Origin of the sequence: Rhizobium aouanii (assembly GCF_037002925.1) — a bacterium.
In the GTDB taxonomy this organism is placed as follows: domain Bacteria; phylum Pseudomonadota; class Alphaproteobacteria; order Rhizobiales; family Rhizobiaceae; genus Rhizobium; species Rhizobium aouanii.
In genome coordinates, this window is the sequence record NZ_JBAMYD010000028.1 from 1 (window position 1) to 16,155 (window position 16,155).

At 61.8% G+C, this 16,155-nt stretch carries 16 protein-coding genes and 2 pseudogenes; 16 read left to right on the forward strand and 2 right to left on the reverse strand.

The annotated features are described in order from the left end of the window. Positions 1-194, reverse strand: a 194-nt coding sequence (locus tag V8P77_RS32325; RefSeq protein ID WP_335916355.1) for a hypothetical protein, incomplete at its 3' end; no start/stop codon positions are given. 154 nt (positions 195-348) lie between these two features. Between V8P77_RS32325 and V8P77_RS32330 the strand changes: the two genes are divergently transcribed. From V8P77_RS32330 to V8P77_RS32360, 7 genes and pseudogenes are all read left to right on the forward strand, one after another. Then, positions 349-585: a spike base protein, RCAP_Rcc01079 family gene (locus V8P77_RS32330; RefSeq protein WP_027664937.1), complete on the forward strand. Its 237-nt coding sequence runs from the start codon at positions 349-351 to the stop codon at positions 583-585. 22 nt (positions 586-607) lie between these two features. Next, entirely contained in the window at positions 608-1,081 is a 474-nt protein-coding gene (locus V8P77_RS32335) for a terminase small subunit-like protein (RefSeq protein ID WP_335916357.1), read from the forward strand. Then, positions 1,047-2,618, forward strand: coding sequence for a terminase (locus V8P77_RS32340; protein WP_335916359.1), 1,572 nt, complete (start codon positions 1,047-1,049; stop codon positions 2,616-2,618). The genes V8P77_RS32335 and V8P77_RS32340 overlap by 35 nt, the downstream gene beginning before the upstream one ends. Further along, complete coding sequence (locus V8P77_RS32345; protein ID WP_335916360.1) at positions 2,618-4,738, forward strand: hypothetical protein; 2,121 nt, start codon at positions 2,618-2,620, stop codon at positions 4,736-4,738. Before V8P77_RS32340 ends, V8P77_RS32345 begins: the two co-directional genes overlap by 1 nt. Before the next feature lie 15 nt (positions 4,739-4,753). Continuing rightward, a complete protein-coding gene (locus V8P77_RS32350; RefSeq protein WP_335916361.1) occupies positions 4,754-5,065 on the forward strand; it encodes a hypothetical protein in 312 nt (103 codons plus the stop codon). Positions 5,066-5,097: 32 nt separating this feature from the next. Then, complete coding sequence (locus V8P77_RS32355; protein WP_335916362.1) at positions 5,098-6,189, forward strand: hypothetical protein; 1,092 nt, start codon at positions 5,098-5,100, stop codon at positions 6,187-6,189. A gap of 15 nt (positions 6,190-6,204) precedes the next feature. After that, positions 6,205-6,399, forward strand: a pseudogene (locus tag V8P77_RS32360) (phage major capsid protein); the annotation flags it as partial. Here V8P77_RS32360 and V8P77_RS34875 read toward each other — a convergent pair. Next, entirely contained in the window at positions 6,400-6,762 is a 363-nt protein-coding gene (locus tag V8P77_RS34875) for an HNH endonuclease (RefSeq protein ID WP_373694625.1), read from the reverse strand. It lies immediately after the preceding pseudogene. Between the two features lie 674 nt (positions 6,763-7,436). On the opposite strand from V8P77_RS34875, the pseudogene V8P77_RS32365 reads away from it, so the two are divergent. From V8P77_RS32365 to V8P77_RS32405, 9 genes and pseudogenes are all read left to right on the forward strand, one after another. Then, positions 7,437-8,213, forward strand: a pseudogene (locus tag V8P77_RS32365) (phage major capsid protein); the annotation flags it as partial. Positions 8,214-8,234: 21 nt separating this feature from the next. Then, complete coding sequence (locus V8P77_RS32370) at positions 8,235-9,020, forward strand: hypothetical protein (RefSeq protein WP_335916363.1); 786 nt, start codon at positions 8,235-8,237, stop codon at positions 9,018-9,020. 274 nt (positions 9,021-9,294) lie between these two features. Then, positions 9,295-9,867 carry a hypothetical protein gene (locus V8P77_RS32375; RefSeq protein ID WP_335916443.1) on the forward strand — a complete coding sequence of 191 codons (573 nt, stop codon included), beginning with the start codon at positions 9,295-9,297 and terminating at the stop codon, positions 9,865-9,867. A 15-nt stretch (positions 9,868-9,882) separates the two neighbouring features. Continuing rightward, the gene (locus tag V8P77_RS32380; RefSeq protein WP_335916365.1) at positions 9,883-10,590 is read left to right on the forward strand and encodes a phage adaptor protein; all 708 of its coding nucleotides are present in this window, start codon (positions 9,883-9,885) and stop codon (positions 10,588-10,590) included. Further along, a complete protein-coding gene (locus tag V8P77_RS32385; protein ID WP_335916366.1) occupies positions 10,587-12,410 on the forward strand; it encodes a hypothetical protein in 1,824 nt (607 codons plus the stop codon). Before V8P77_RS32380 ends, V8P77_RS32385 begins: the two co-directional genes overlap by 4 nt. Beyond that, positions 12,407-12,823 (forward strand): GNAT family N-acetyltransferase, encoded by a 417-nt coding sequence (locus V8P77_RS32390; protein ID WP_335916367.1) that lies wholly within the window; start codon positions 12,407-12,409, stop codon positions 12,821-12,823. Before V8P77_RS32385 ends, V8P77_RS32390 begins: the two co-directional genes overlap by 4 nt. Then, a complete protein-coding gene (locus V8P77_RS32395) occupies positions 12,789-13,793 on the forward strand; it encodes a tail fiber domain-containing protein (protein ID WP_335916368.1) in 1,005 nt (334 codons plus the stop codon). The genes V8P77_RS32390 and V8P77_RS32395 overlap by 35 nt, the downstream gene beginning before the upstream one ends. Then, entirely contained in the window at positions 13,793-14,584 is a 792-nt protein-coding gene (locus V8P77_RS32400) for a hypothetical protein (protein WP_335916369.1), read from the forward strand. Before V8P77_RS32395 ends, V8P77_RS32400 begins: the two co-directional genes overlap by 1 nt. Next, the gene (locus V8P77_RS32405) at positions 14,584-15,936 is read left to right on the forward strand and encodes a hypothetical protein (protein WP_335916371.1); all 1,353 of its coding nucleotides are present in this window, start codon (positions 14,584-14,586) and stop codon (positions 15,934-15,936) included. The genes V8P77_RS32400 and V8P77_RS32405 overlap by 1 nt, the downstream gene beginning before the upstream one ends. Positions 15,937-16,155 lie beyond the last annotated feature (219 nt).

Here is a 16,155-nt window from a genome sequence, read left to right on the forward strand (position 1 = left end):
GAGGGTGTGGAGCGCGGCTTGCCAAATCCGTCGTCGGCGCAGGGTAGAGCAATCTGGCACCATTGTGTCGAGCATGCTCGATTTCGAACTAGCGCGAGACGCACAATCAGTTCTTGATCACCCCCCGGCAAATCAGTTAAGACTACCGTAAATCCAAGCTGCGAAATTTGAATCCAGAAGGTGATGTCGACCATGTCGGCGCCGCCCTCCAGCCGGTGTGTCTGTCACGGTCCGGCCAGCTTCCCCAAGATCATCATTGATCCCCCATCCTATTCCGCCTGACCTCTCATCTTCGATCACATCGGGATCGGGCCGGGGTAGCGCGCGCCTCTCACAAGGAGAACTGTAATGGATCCTTCGATTGCTCCGGCCTCGCGGGCCGCAGTGGTGACGCCGAATGACAGCGCCATCGTCGGTGCGCGCGCGCTTTATATCGGCACGGCGGGCGATGTTGCCATTGCGCCGCGTCGGGACATGGATCCGGTCATCTTCAGAAACGTGCCGGCCGGGACGATCCTGCCGGTTCATGCCGCCATTGTGGCACTGACCGGGACCACGGCCTCCAACATCGTCGCCTTGTTCTAGAACCCTCCAGAAGGCGGGCCATATGGGCAGACCCATCAAGTTCACCCAGGCGATTGCCGACAGGATTTGCGAGCGCATTGCCGACAGGGAGAGCCTGCGGTCGATCTGCCGGGATGAAGAGATGCCGGCAATGTCGAGCGTGCTTTCCTGGCTCGCCGATGAGAACAAGGCAGCGTTCCGGGTCAAATACGCCCTGGCGCGCGAGATCCAGGCGGATGGTTTCGTCGACGAGATGGTCGAGATTGCCGATGGCCGCGCAGACGACTGGATCGAAAAGAAGAATGCGAGCGGCGAGACCACGGGCTGGCAGGAGAATGGCGAAGCCATAAGGCGGTCGCAGCTCCGCATCGCCACCCGCCAATGGGTCGCCGAGAAGCTGAGGCCGAAGAAATACGGTTCCAAGGTCGAGCCCGACCGCGGCGTCGTCGCGAGCGAAGTTTCGCAGTTGCTGGAAGATATCAATGGCAAGACGCGCGGACTTCCAAACGGCGGTTGACCAGTTTTCCGACTGGCGCTGGCGTCTGAACAACCTCTATTGGATCACCGACAAATCGGGCAGACGCGTCAGGTTCGAGATGAACTGGACGCAGATGACCTTTTTCGAGCAGATGCATTATCTCAACGTGCTGCTGAAGGCCCGCCAGCTGGGTCTGACGACCTTCATTCAGATCTTCATGCTCGATGCCTGCGTCTTCAACAGGGATATAAGGGCCGGCACGATCGCTCATACGCTGGGCGACGTGCAGACGATCTTCCGGGACAAGATCAAATACCCATACGACAATCTGCCTGACGGTATCCGTAACGCCGTGCCTGTCGTCAGAGCCAACCAGACCGAACTGCTGCTTGGCAATAATTCGAGCATCCGTGTCGGCACCTCGCTGCGCTCGGGAACGCTGCAATATCTGCATATTTCCGAATATGGAAAGCTTTGCGCGAAATATCCTGACAAGGCGAGGGAAGTCCGCACCGGTGCTTTGAATACGGTGCAGGCCGGCCAGCTGGTCTTCGTCGAAAGCACGGCAGAGGGCCAGGAAGGGCATTTCTACACGCTCTGCGAAGATGGCCAGGTCAAGCAGCGCCAGGCGCTAGAGCTGACCGAACTGGATTTCAAGTTCCATTTCTTCCCCTGGTGGAAGGAGCCGCAATATGCGATCGCGCCTGAAGGCGTCATCATCACCGATGCTTTCGCAAAATATTTCAGCAACCTGGCCGACCAGGGCATCTCGCTCACGGACCGGCAGAAGGCCTGGTACGTCAAGAAGGCAGAAACCCAGCTCGGCGACATGAAGCGCGAATATCCCTCGACGCCGGCGGAAGCTTTTGAGGCGAGCGTCGAGGGCGCCTATTACGCCGACCAGATGGCAGTCGCCGACGCCGAAGAGCGGATCGGGGTCTTCCCGCATGTCGAAGGCTATCCCGTCCATACCATTTCCGACATCGGCATGGATGACACCAACAGCGTCTGGCTGTTTCAGGTGCTGCCCGGCCGTGTGCGGATGATCGGCTATTTCGAGCATACCGGCACCGGCATGGACGGCATGCTCGACGAGCTGGAGCGGCGGGCGGGCGAACATGGCTATGTCTACGGCGTGCACAACATGCCGCATGACATCAAGGTCAGGGAATGGACGCGCGGCGGCATGACCCGCATCGAAGTGATGCTGAGAGAGGTCAAGGCCCGCGGTCTCGGCACGGTCCGCAAGATCGAGCGCGCCTATGTCCATGACCGGATCAACGGCACCAGGCGCATTCTGGCGAAGATCGAGTTCGACCAGGCCGGCTGCATCCAGGGCATCAAGTGCCTGCGGAACTACCGCAAGGACTGGGACGAGGATTTGAGCGTGTTCCGCGACGAGCCGCTCCACAACTGGGCTTCGCACGGCGCCGATGCTTTCGGCGGGCTGGCGATCATCTTCACCGGCCTCGCTCCAGAGCCGCTGAAGCCGGAACCCAAGCGACTGCCGACGTTACAGACGACGACGTTCAACGAGTTTGTCGCAGCAACCCCTGCATATAGCGAGCGTGTTTGATGGACGACGAAACAACAGCTTTGGCGGACGGGCAGCAATGGGACCTGGCAAAGGTCGGCCCCCGGTGGCAGCAGGAGCTCAAGCGCGCTCAGCGCTATTTCCGGTCCTGGCATGACCGCTGCGTCAAGATCGAGAAGATCTATCTCGACCAGCAGTCCGACCAGACGAATGCGGCCAAGCGCCGGTTTCCGATGCTATGGGCCAACACCTCGGTGCTGCAGCCGGCCGTCTATGCCCGTGTGCCGCAGCCGGTCGTCGAGCGCCGCTTCAAGGACGCCCAGCCGGTGGCGCGCATGGCCTCGGAACTGGTCGAACGCAATCTCGCCTATATGGGCGACGAAGCCGATATCGATTCCATCATGCGGGCGGTGCGCGACGATTTCCTGCTCTGCGCCCGCGGCACGGTGTGGCTGCGCTACGAGGCCGATTTCGAACCGCTCGACATGGGCGTCCAGCCTTCCGATGCGCCGACGAATGGTGGCTTGCCCGCGGGTTTGCTCGGCGGCTTACAAGGCGGCGGCATGGGCGAGGATGGCGGAGCGCCGCCCGAGGCGATCAGCGACGAGCGTGTCTGCATCGATTATGTCCACTGGTCGGATTTCCTGCATTCGCCGGCGCGGCGCTGGAAGGATGTGACATGGGTGGCGCGGCGCGTGCCGATGACCGACGAGGAGATGGAGAAGCGGTTCGGCACGGACGCGATGACATCGCTCCAGGCCCAAGGCGCCGGCAGCAACAAGGGCAGCAACCAGACGGAGCGCGCCGAAAACGAAGGCAAGACCCATGTCTGGGAGATCTGGTGCAAGAGCGAAAACTATACCGTCTGGATCGCCGACGGCGCGCCGGTGGCGCTCGAAGTGTCGGAGCCGCCGCTGGATCTGACACACTTCTGGCCGTGCCCGCGCCCGGCCTATGGCACGATGTCGACCAGCTCGCTGATCCCGGTTCCCGACTATGTCTATTATCAGCAGCAATGCGACGAGATCGATCTGCTGACGAAGCGCGTCAACAAGCTGACCGATCAGCTGCGGCTGAAAGTCTTCTACCCCTCCGGCGACGGCGCGATCTCGCCGGCGATCGAGAAGGCGATGCGGCCGGAAAACGATACCGTCATGGTGCCGATCCCGGAATGGGCTGCCTTCACCGACAAGGGCGGCTCGAAAGCCATCGTGACGCTGCCGATCGACGAAGTGCAGAAGGTCATCATGGCCTGCATCCAGGCCCGCAAGCAGCTGATCGAGGACGTCTACCAGATCACCGGCATCTCCGACATCGTCCGCGGCGACACCCAGGCGTCCGAGACGGCAACGGCGCAGCGCATAAAGAGCCAGTGGGGCTCGATCCGCATCCGCGACCGCCAGTCCGAGCTCGCCCGCTTCGCCCGCGACATCATCCGCCTTGCCGGCGAAATCATCTGCGACCAGTTCCAGCCGGAAACGCTGATGCTGGTGAGCGGCATCAAGCTTCCGACTATGGCCGAGAAGCAGCAGGTCCAAATGCAGATGCAGCAGATGCAGATGGCGGCGCAGCAGGCCGCAGCGCGTGCCCAACAGATGGGGCAACCCGCACCACCGCCGCCGCAGATGCCGCCGCAGCTTGAGCAGATGATGCAGCAGCCGACGATCGACGAAGTCGTGCAGCTCTTGCGCAATGACAGCATTCGCGGCTTCCAGATCGACATCGAAACGGATTCGACCATCGAGCCCGACGAGGACGCCGAAAAGCAGCGCCGCATGGAGTTCGTGCAGATGATCGGCGGCTTCCTGCAGCAGGCGGGCGCCATGGCGCAGCAGAACCCGGTGCTGGTGCCCGTGATGGTCGAGACGCTGCTCTTTGCCGCCCGCGGCTTCAGGGCCGGGCGCCAACTCGAAAGCACGCTGGAACAGGTCGGCGCCCAGCTCTCCGAGGCGGCAACCGCACCTAAGCAACCGCCGGAACCGCCGGCCGAGCAGATGATCAAGCTGAAAACGGCTGAGGTGAAGGCCGGCGCCGAACAGCGCAAAGCCGAGCTTGGCCTGGCGCAGGCCGAGATCGAGCATCGCGCCGTGCTGGAACAGGCGCGCGGCGAGGCGGCGGCGCAGGCGCTGCAGCAGTTCCAGGCACAACCGGCCTATCAATAGTTTCGAGGATCTAACATGAGAGAACGCTATTGCCGCGTCTGCGGTGGCTGGCACCAACTCGGCAAGTGGCCGCACAACTGCATGCCGGTGAAGAACCTCGCGCAGTCCGATCTGCCGGCGCCGCATTTCGTCAGCGATAGCATCGATATCCAGTCGATGCATGACGGCAGGCATTACACCTCGAAAGCCAAGCTGCGTTCGGCCTATCGATCGGCCGGCGTGGTCGAGATCGGAAACGAAAAGCCGCAGCCGATCGAGAAGCCGAAGACGGATCGAAAGGCGATCCGCAATGAATTGCGGCGAGTTCACGCCGAATACAACGCCTGAACGGGCATCAATCCCCGAAAAAGGAATACCCTATGGAAGACCTGAACGAGGCCGGCAACGGCAGCGAAGATTTTGGCGCGTTCGACGACAAGCCCCTGAATGACAGGCCGGTCAGCATTCGCGACAGCCTGAAGGCGGCAATCGACACCGTCGAAGGCAATGGACCGGGCGATATCGCCGGCCAGCCGCGCGATGGGGAAAATGGCCGCTTCCTGGCCAAGGGGCAGGAGCAAGCCGCAGCGGCGAGGGCAGGGCAGGCGTCCGCGGCAAACGCCGCTCAACAACCGCCTCAAGCACAGGCCGAGATGCAGACCCGTGAACAGCCCGCAACCATCGGCAGCCGGGTTCCGCCCGGCTGGTCGGCGGAGGCCAAGGCGCAATTCGCAAGCCTTCCGGGTGAAGTGCAGGCGGCCATCACCAAGCGGGAACAGGAGGTCGATAACGGCTTCCGTGTCCTGCAGGACTACAAGGGGCTCGAGGAGTTCACGCCGCTGATCCGCCAGGCCGGCATGACCCATGCCGATGTCATGCGCCGGGCGATCGACTGGGAAAAGGCGCTCATCCACGATCCCGTCAACACCGTCGTTCACGTCGCCAGGATGGCCGGGGTCAATCTTCACGCCCTGGTCAATGGCCAGATGGAACAGGTCCTGCAGCGCAACGCGCAGCAGGCCGGACCACAGCCCGGACTACAGCAAGGAGGACCGCAGCCGCGACACGTCAATGTCGAGGCGACGGTCGAACATGTTTTGCGGAAAAGGGACACCGAAACTCAAGTCGATGCCTTCCTTTCCGACCCGGCAAACGCGCACGCCGATGATGTGCTGGACGATATGATCGCCCTTATCAACGCAGGGCGGGCATCGTCGCTTCAGGACGCCTACGACGCCGCATGCTGGATGCGCCCGGACATTCGCCGGCAGTTGATCAGCCAGACTGCGCAGGCACCGGTCCGAGAACAGCAAGCCCAGAGGGCAGCAGCGGCAGATCAAGCCCGCCGCGCCTCGCGATCCATCTCTGGATCTTCCGCACCGGGCCCGACCCGCGATGCGGCAAGAGGCCAGCCCACCTCAATCCGAGACTCGCTGCGCGACGCCATGCGTTTTTCGCGCGGTCAAGTCTGATCAAAGGAATGATCAATGCCCATCTCGCCCAACCTCTCTGAAATCGTGACCACGACGCTGCGCAACCGCAGCGGCACGGTCGCCGACGACGTGACGAAGAACAACGGTCTTCTCACCCGTCTGAACAGCCGCGGCCGCAAGAAGCCCATCTCCGGCGGCCGCACCATCGTCCAGGAACTGCAGTACCAGGAAAACTCGACCTTCAAGCGGTTAACTTTTGCAGCCGCCGCCTGAGGTTTGCTTGCGTGCCAAAAGCCTGTCCGTTGTGGCAGCTTTGATATTGTTGCAGCGACCGCATAGCGTTTGAGCATTCTCTTGAACGTTTGTACCGCCTGCACAGCAAGGGATTATGTGATCCAGCGTTAGGTTGGAACTCGAACCGCAATGAGCGCACTCCGTTCCAAGCCACTTCTTTCGCTGTAATGGCGTGAAATTAGTGGTTCGGTATCGGCGGCTGGGACGCGGCTTCAAGAACTCCTCTTCGGAATATGGCTCAAGTCCCCACATGGACCTGCCATAGGCCGATACGCATTTAGGATCGCCGCAGGTCTTATCGATGTTCCTCTCGATCATCGATTTTTTGCGGTATGCTTGATCCCCGCAAACGACACATGTGATTGTTTTGCCCCTTAGGTTTTGAGGACGTGGGGCGCTTTTATCGATCAGCTTCAGCCTAAATCCCTGCTGGCGGCAGGGCTCGGAGCAAAACCGAGACCGACCCGCTTTGATGTCGCTGACGCTTCGATAGAAGCCATTCCCACACACCTCGCAGACAAGGGTCGAGCCTCGCGTCTTTTTAGCTCCGATCGAACCATTTGATCGGGCTTTGCCGACACAGGCTCTAGAGCAGAATTTAGAGGATGTTCCGTTGGCTTCCGCATAGCGGATCGCCGAAGGCCATTTTTCGAAAGAAGCTCCGCAATACTCACATGTCAAAGTGATCTTTGGCACGTATTACCTCAGGTGAAAAACCGGGTTAATTCGGGGGAAACCATCGCCAATCAGATGTTGCATTCTAATAATAGCATCTGAATCAAAATGATGGCAATCCCGAACCAAGCCGCATATGTAGCAATCCGATGGATTGTGAGGGATGCGGAAGGTCGAACGACTAGGCAGTGACGAAAGAATAATCTGCCCACGAAATCCCGGCCCATAGCAAATGGGAAGATATAGTCTGAGCTTCACTGAGTTGGCGCAAGGTGAAGAAGCAGGGGATAAAGAGCCTCTGCGATAACAGAACTGACTCTGGTTACGATATCCTGAACGTTCAGCCTTCCGACGTCATCACCGCTGCCGAATACGACCTCAAGCAGGCCGCGGTCGCCGTCTCCATGTCCGGCCTCGAACAGCTGCAGAATTCCGGCGAGGACGCGATCCTCGATCTGCTCGAGCAGCGCATCGAAAACGCCGAAACGACGCTGAAGAACAACATCGCGCTCGACTGCTATTCCGATGGCACCGCCGATGGCGGGCGTCAGATCGGCGGGTTGCAGCTGTTGATCTCGACCTCGCCGACATCAGGCACCGTCGGCGGCATCTCGCGCGCCACCTGGGGTTTCTGGCGCAACCAGAAATTCTCGGCCTCGGCCGATGGTGGTGCCGCCGCCTCGAATGCCAACATCCAGAGCTACATGAACCGGCTCTACATGTCCTGCGTTCGCGGCTCCGACGCGCCTGATCTGGTCGTCGCCGACAACAACTTCTTCCGCCTCTACTGGGAATCGCTGCAGGCGATCCAGCGCATCACCTCGGCGGACAAGGGCATGGCCGGCTTCCAGTCGCTGCAATACATGGGCGCCGACGTGATCTTCGACGGCGGCTTCGGCGGCGGTGCGCCGCTTAATCAGATGTTCTTCCTGAACACCAAGTACCTGTTCTACCGCCCGCACCGCGACCGCGACATGGCGCCGATCGGCGACGAGCGCATGAACACCAACCAGGATGCCTTCGTGCAGCTCATGGGCTTTGCCGGCAACCTCACCATGAACAACGCCTTCCTGCAGGGCGTGCTGTTCGCCTGATCGTCAACGAAAGGAAAGCAAATGTCGGTCGCTTCCATCCAGTCCGATCGTCTTGGCGCGAACCCGTTCGTCGTCGAAGGCCCGATCGTTTCCGGCTCCGGTATTCCGGGCCCGAATTTCTCCCTCGGCGCTGTCGCCGGCGGGGACCGCGAATCCGAATGGGTCTACTGCCAGCTGGTGCTGGCCTCGCAGACGACCCTTCAGCCCGGCCAATGGTTCCAGTGGACCAGGGACTATGTCGCCTCGCTGCTGACCACGGCGGCTGCCGTCGTCGGCCAGCGCTGCGGCGTCTTTTCCGGTGCTGCCCAGCCTCCGACGCTGACCGGCGGTCCGGTCGGTGCCATCACGCTTGCACCGGGCACCTATTACGTCTGGCTGCAGCGCAACGGTCAGGCGCCGTCTCAGGTGGCAACCGCAACGGCGGCCCTCGTCACTGCCGAAACCACCACCACGGCAGGCCAGGCGAGCGCCCCGGCATCCGCCACGGCAACCACCAAGGCCATCGCCAACGTCAACTTCGCGGCGGCCAACCAGACGTTCACGGCAACCACGGTCAACGGCTCCAACCTGCTGACGAGCCTTTCCGGCCTGAATGCCGGTTCCGGCCCGTTCATCGGCGCGGCCGTTTCCGGCACCGGCATATCAGGCGGAACCACCATCGCCGGGATCACCTACAGCCCGAGCGGCGTCGTCCAGAGCATCACGCTCTCGGCCAACGCCACCGCCAACGGCACGGGCATCACCATCACCGCTACGGGCGTGCTCGAGGCAACGCTGATGCGTCCGTTCCTGTCGAAGGTGAACTAAACCAAGCATCGACGGGCGCTTCGGCGCCCGTTTCGCCAACCTCTCTATATGTGGCGTGCCCCTCATCCGCCTGCCGGCACCTTCTCCCCGCTCGCGGGGAGAAGGGGATATGCCGCGACCTCTCCGTTCCCAGCAACCTCTTGCAGGGCACGTCCCCTCTCCCCGTTTTTACGGGGAGAGGGTTAGGGTGAGGGGCAGCCACCGGCACGACATCACAGCCGGCGCTTCGACGCCCGTTCCCCAATCCCCCGCCATCAACAGCGAGACACGCATCATGCCCGACAACAGCACCGGAATTTATGCCTCCTTCAGCCTCGAACCGGTCGAACAGACCTTTCTGACGGAGAAGGAAGGCCGGCCGATCTTTGCCGACAAGGAATTCGTCCGCATCTTCATCTCCGGCGACAAACACACCGAAGTCTATCGCGAGGTGACTGAGAACGACAAACAGCGCTTTGCCGATGCCTATAAGCGCTTCAAGGAAGGGGCGGCCGCCCGCGAGCAGCTGACCGGCACGCCGCTTTCGCAATGGCCCTATCTGAAGCCCAGCCAGATCAAGGAGCTGGAGGCGGTCAATATCTATACCGTCGAGCAGCTCGCTGCCCTTTCCGACACCGTCAAGCAGAAGGTGGGCATGGGCGCCAACGAGCTCGTCGCCGCCGCCCGCGCCTATCTCGCCACCGCTGAAAACTCGAGTGCTGCCTCCGCCTTTGCCGCCGAAAACGAGCGGCTGAAGGGCGAGGTGACGCGCCTGCAGGAGCAGATGAAGGAGATGGCCTCGCGCTTCGAGGCGTTGGAAAGCGAACGTCAACCCGGGATCAAGTCCCGCGGCCACGTCGCCGCCTGAACCGGAGATCCGCGCATGTCGCTACTGACCATCATTCAGAATGTCTGCGCGGAAATCGACCTCGATCCGCCGACGGCCGTCATGTCCTCGGCGGATCCGCAGATCATGCAGCTGCGCATCCTCTCCACCCGCGCCGGCCGCGACCTGATGCGCGAGCATGACTGGTCGACGCTGATGGTGCAGCGGCAATTTGCAACGACGGGCGCCAACCCGGAGCCGGCCGAGCCGCCCGCCGACTGGGACCGCTTCGCCGCCAATTCGAAGATCTGGAATGCCTCGCGCCTCTGGCAGCTGAATGGTCCGGTGGAGCCGCAGACCTGGCAGCGCAACAGGATCATCAATTCGAACCCGGTGCCTGAGATCTGGCGCATGGCCGGCGGCAAGCTCGACATCCACCCGAACGCTGCAGGCGAGACGATGGCTTATGAGTATATTTCCGGCTTCTGGGTGGCGCTGAACGGCGAGGCGGCCTATGCCGCCAATTGGGCGAACGATACCGATACCGCCCGTTTTCCCGAAGACCTTCTCGAACTTTCGCTGATCTGGCGCTGGAAGCGGGCCAAGGGCCTCGACTATGGCGAGGAGATCGCCAGTTTCGAGCGATCCAAGGAATCCGCGATCGGCGCCGATCGCGCCGCAAGCGCTGTCGACCTCTCGCTGCCGGCGAGGGGGCAGGCGCCTGAGAATTACTGGCCCGGCACGATCACGGTGTCCAACCCATGACCCGCAGACCTGTCCCTCAAAACGGGCGCACCCGCCGCGTTTCGCCCGGCAAAGACTGGATCGCGCCGATCGGCGGCTGGCGAACCGATGTCGAGATGGCGGATATGCCTGAAGATGCGGCGTTTCAGCTCGACAACTTCTTTCCCGAGGCCAACCGGGTTCGCGCCCGCTATGGTTACCTCGCTTTCGCCACCGGCCTTGGCGCCGACGTGCAGACGGTCATTCCTTATTCGGGCGTCGGCAACAGGCTGTTTGCCGCGGCCGGAGACAAGATCTTCGACGTCACGGCGGGTGGCGCTGTCGGTGCGCCCGTCGTCTCCGGCATGGCAAGCGCCCATTGGTCGGTGCAGCAATATACCAACCCGGCCGGCCAGGAATTTCTGCGCCTCGTCAACGGCCTCGACACGCCGCTGCTCTTCAACGGCACCGCCTGGACGAATAATTTTCTGGTCGGCACGGCCACACTCGCCACCCAGAACGTCGCCGTCAGGAACACGCCCTATACGCTGAGTTTCTTCGGCACCGGCTCCGTCACTCTTTCCGGCGCCTTCACCGGCACGCTGAATGGAACGGGCGTCGCCAACCGGGTGTCGCTGACCTTCACGCCGGCGGCCGGCACGCTTGTCGTCACCGTGTCGGGAACGGTGACCAATGCGCAGCTTGAGACGGGCGCGGTCGCGACCCCTTACGTTCCCTCGACGATGATATCAGGAATTCCGGACGCCTCGCTGCTGATCGCCGTCACCGCCTATCGCTCGCGTCTCTGGTTCATCGAGAAGAATTCGACCAATGTCTGGTATCTCGCCACCGACGCCGTCAGCGGCACGGCGACGGTGCTGCCGGTCGGCGGCAACATGAAATATGGCGGCACGCTGATTGCGATCAACGTCTGGACCATTCCCGTTTCGACCGGCCTGCAGCAGTGCCTGGTGCTGATCTCCTCGGAAGGCGAGGTGATCGTCTTCCAGGGTTCCGATCCCTCGAATGCTTCCAATTGGGGCCTGATCGGCACCTTCAAGCTCGGCCGGCCGCTCGGCACCGATCGATGCCTGCTGTCGGTTGGTGCCGATCTCGCCATCATGACGACGGATGGCATCGTGCCGATCACCAAGGCCGTGCAGCTCGATCGGGGTGCGACCAGCCTCGGGGCGATCACCGCCAAGATCGGCCCGACCTGGCGCGAGACCGTTGCGGCGACCGGCACGACCTCTGAGGAGTGGCAGCTTTCGAGCTTCCCGGCGCGGCAGATGGCGATCGTCAACCTGCCGTCCTCCTTCGGCCCTTACCAATATGTGATGAACACCGAAACCGGGGCCTGGTGCCGCTTCGTCGGCATGCCCGCCTCCTGCTGGACGACATGGCAGGACCGGCTGTTCTTCGGCGCGGGCGACGGCACGGTTTATGAGGCCGAAGTCGGCGCCAACGACAATGGCGTGGCGATCGACGCGCTGATGGTCGGCGCATGGAGCCGCTATGGCGACGGGCTCTCGACCAAGCTCTCGAAGCTGATCGGGGTGACGGCGCAGATCGGGGTTTCCACGCTGATGTATGCCGGGATCTCGGTCGACTACCAGACCAAGATTCCCAACGCGCTTCTGTCGTCGATCGAGAACAATACGGCGGCGAAGTGGGGAACGGCGGTCTGGGGTGTCGCGAAATTCCCGGGCATTTCGCTCGTCCGCAAATTCGCCTCCGCCGGCGGTGCCGGTTCGGCCTTGGCGCCGACGATCCGGGCGCTGATCTCCGGCTCATCCGGCTCCGTCTCCGAGGCCGCCGTGGTCGGCGGCTCCGTGCTTTACGAAAAGGGCGCGCCGATTTGATCGTCTCCGAACCGCGCGAAGAGATCGCGGCCTGGGTCGGCAACAGGATCGGCGTGAGCTTCCATCCGCCCTACACCACGCTCGCCCATATCGACCGCGGCCGGATCATCGCCGGCTTCGTCTTCAACGTCTGGACCGAGCATGACGTCGAGGTTTCGCTGGCCGCCGACCGGCTGACGCTGACGCTGATGCGATCGGTCTTTCGCTATGTGGTGCATCAGCTCGGCTGCCGCCGCGCAACCGCAAGAACCCGCGCCGACAATGCCGAATCCCAGCGGGTTCTCGTGCGGCTCGGCGCCCGCCTGGAAGGCCGCCAGCAAGCCTATTTCGGCGACTGCGACGCGCTGCTTTACGCAATCATGAAAGAGGATTTTCCCTATGGTCTCCACGCCGAAGGCCCCAAAGGCGCCTGATCCGACACAGACCGCAGCGGCGCAGACGGCCACCAACGTCGACACCGCCATCGCCAATGCGGGGCTCAGCCACACCAATCAGTACACGCCGGATGGTTCGCTGGAATACAAGGTCAGCGGCTACCAGACGATGACCGACCAGAACGGCAAGACCTATCGGCTGCCGACCTATTCGGCCTATCAGACCTATTCGCCCGAGAACCAGGCGATCTACGACCAGACGCAGCAGACGCAGCTCGGCCTTGCCAGGCTCGCCAACGATCAGACCGGCAAGATTTCGGGCATCCTCGGCACCAATGTCGATCTCAGCGCCGGCAATGTCGACAAATATGTCAACGATCACTGGCAGTCCGGCTTCAACAACCAGTGGGACCGCGATCAGGCAAGCCTTAGTCAGAGCCTTGCCGACAAGGGCATCTCGATGGGCTCGGCCGCCTATGATAACGCGCTACGCGATTTTTCGACACGCAAGCAGGCCGCCTCCGACCAGTATCTCGGCGACATGTATTCGAATGCCCAGAATTCGATCCTGACCGAGCGAAACCAGCCGCTAAACGAGATTTCGGCACTGATGTCGGGCTCGCAGGTCCACCAGCCGAGCTATGTCAACACGCCGACGACGCAGCTGCCGACTGTGGATCAGGCTGGACTGATCAACGAAAATTTCAACCAAAAGATGGGCCTCTACGATCGGCAGGTCGCACAGTCGAACGCGGCGATGGGCGGCCTCTTCGGTCTCGGCGGCTCGCTGCTCGGCGGCTGGGCAAAGTCGGACCGTCGGCTGAAGGAAGACATCAAACGCGTCGGCACGCTGGATAACGGCCTGCCGGTCTATGCCTTCCGCTACAAGGACGGCGGCCCGACCCAGATCGGCCTGATGTCCGACGATGTGCGCGAGCTCCATCCGGACGCCGTGTTCGAACACGCAGACGGTTTCGACCGCGTCTCTTACGAAAGGGCAGTCGGCTGATGGCATATATCTTCGGCGGCGATACCGGCAAAACACAGGGCGACCTCAGCGACCAGCGCAAGCGGCTGGCCTACGCCATGCTGCAGCAAGGCATGGATGCGAGCCCGATCCAATCTCCATGGCAGGGCGCGGCGCGACTGGCGCAGGCGCTGATGGGCGGGTTGGAAATCAGGCAGCAGAATGAGGATGAGCGGGCGGGAACTCCTCAGGCTCCCGCCGCGCCGACGGGCATGCCTTCAACTCCACCTGCGAAGTCTCCCGGTTTCCTGTCGTCGGTCTTCGGCGGCAACGAGGGTCCGGCCTCCAACGGCGAGATGGAGCTCGCCGCGACGAAAAGGGACGCGAATCTTGCGCCCCCGGAACCTGTCCCTCAGGTTCCGTTGCCTGCACCGCCGCAGCTGCCTTCGTCCGGTCCCGGCGTATCCGGTGTTCCGATGCAGCCGCGGATGTCTGCGGTGACCCAGAGGAACCTACAAGCTACGCCGCCGCCTTTGCCATCGTCCACGGTCGGACCGACGCCCAAAGTCGCCAGCGCTCCAGCCATGGATCAGCAGCAGCCATCCCCGCAGGTCCGACCGGTCCGTTTTGCCCAGGCGCCCGGCGAGGCAGCTACTCCGGCGGCAGACCCAACTGCGCCTGCTGAAAGCCCGCAGCCTCCCACACCACGCAGGACCTCGAACGGAACCACATGGAACCTCGCCCCTGCGCGACCGGGTCCGGTTCTGGAAGATCCACTGCCTCCCACGCCGCGCAGGACTTCGAACGGAACCACTTGGAGCATTGAAAAGTAATGACGACAATCAATGTCAATGGCCAGCGTATCACGGTTGACGACAGCTTTTTAAGCCTTTCCCCGGAGGAGCAGAATAAGGCTGTTGACGAGATTTCGCAGCAGTTCCCCAAGCCTGCAGGAGCGGTCGATAAGAGCTTCAAAGGGGCCTTTCTGCCTGTAAGTAAAGATGCCTACGGGAATAGGAACTGGTTTGACACAGATGCCGGCTTCATCGGAGCGATAAAACGCGCCGTCATGCTTCCGGGTGACGTCTACAGCGGCAAAGTGCAGATGAATGGCCCAGATGGCAGAACGAGCCCTGAGGCGATTGGCCGCTCGTTGGAGTTTGCGTCTACGTTCATTCCCGGATCCCCCGCCCTTCAGGCTGGCGAACGCGTCATTCCTGGTGTAGCGAGCACCCTTCGAACGCCTAAAATGATTGAGCCTCCGTCAGCCGCTGATCTATATGCCGAAGCGTTGCGCAACGCTAAAACCATGCGGGACAGCGGCGTCGATTTTGCCTCGGATGCCGTTAAAAAAATGGCCGAGGCGGCGAAGGGCAAGCTTGACGAAGAAGGCCTTCCCGCAGGACTTGCCGGCAAGACGCACCAGATCCTCGATGAGCTCGCCAACCCGCCGCCAGACAGCGTTGCCGATATCAACGGGCTGTACTCTGCTCGCGAAACGTTCAAGAATATTAAAAAAGTCAGCGACGGCAACGAGCAGTCAGCGGCGTCTAAGGCTATTCGCGGGCTGGACGAGTTTATTACTGCTGACGATCCGGCGGCTGTTGTGGCTGGACCCGGTTCCGACGCAGCGCAGGCGCTCAAAGCGGGAAACGCCAATGAGGCAGCCGCAACGCGCTCCCAAAAACTCACTGAGCTCCCCGATCCGGCAAAATCCGGGGCAAACGCGGGCAAGACGACACGACAGCGTCTAGGCAATCTGCTTCTCGACGAGAAGCAAACGGCCGCTTTCTCGCCCGAAGAGTTAAAGCTTCTGCGCGCCGTCAATGAAGGAAACATAGCCGCCAATTCTACCCGCGCTATTGGGAACCTTCTTGATGGAGGTCGCGCTGCGGGTGCAGGTCTTCTTGGCCTGGCGGGGGCTGTGGCATCTGGATTTCCAAAAATCGGCGCAACTGTAACGTCATTGCCGCTTGTCGGCACCATAAGCCGAAACCTATCCAACGCCCTGACAGAGCGCGCTCTGCAGCAGGTGGAACGTGGGGTTCGGAGACGATCGCCGCTCTATCAATCGAGGCTTGAAAGCGCCCCAAAAGAAGCCGTCTATCCTTGGAGGATGGACGCACTCGTACGCGCTCTATTGCTTTCTCGACAGCTGCAAGATGACGGTAAGCCATGGATATGAACTTCCGCTCCCTGGCAAGGATGTGGGCAGCGTATTTCAGAATAGCCGGAAAATCTCTCAAAGGCGGTCGATCGAAGGGCGCCGGAAGGCGCGAAGCGAATCCCAACGTCCGATGAAAAAGCGGATCGGCCTCAACGTGAAAGCGCTGGCCAGAAACATGGTCAACTCGATCGGAAACTGATCAACCACCCACCTGACGGGGCCGTCCTTAGCGGGACC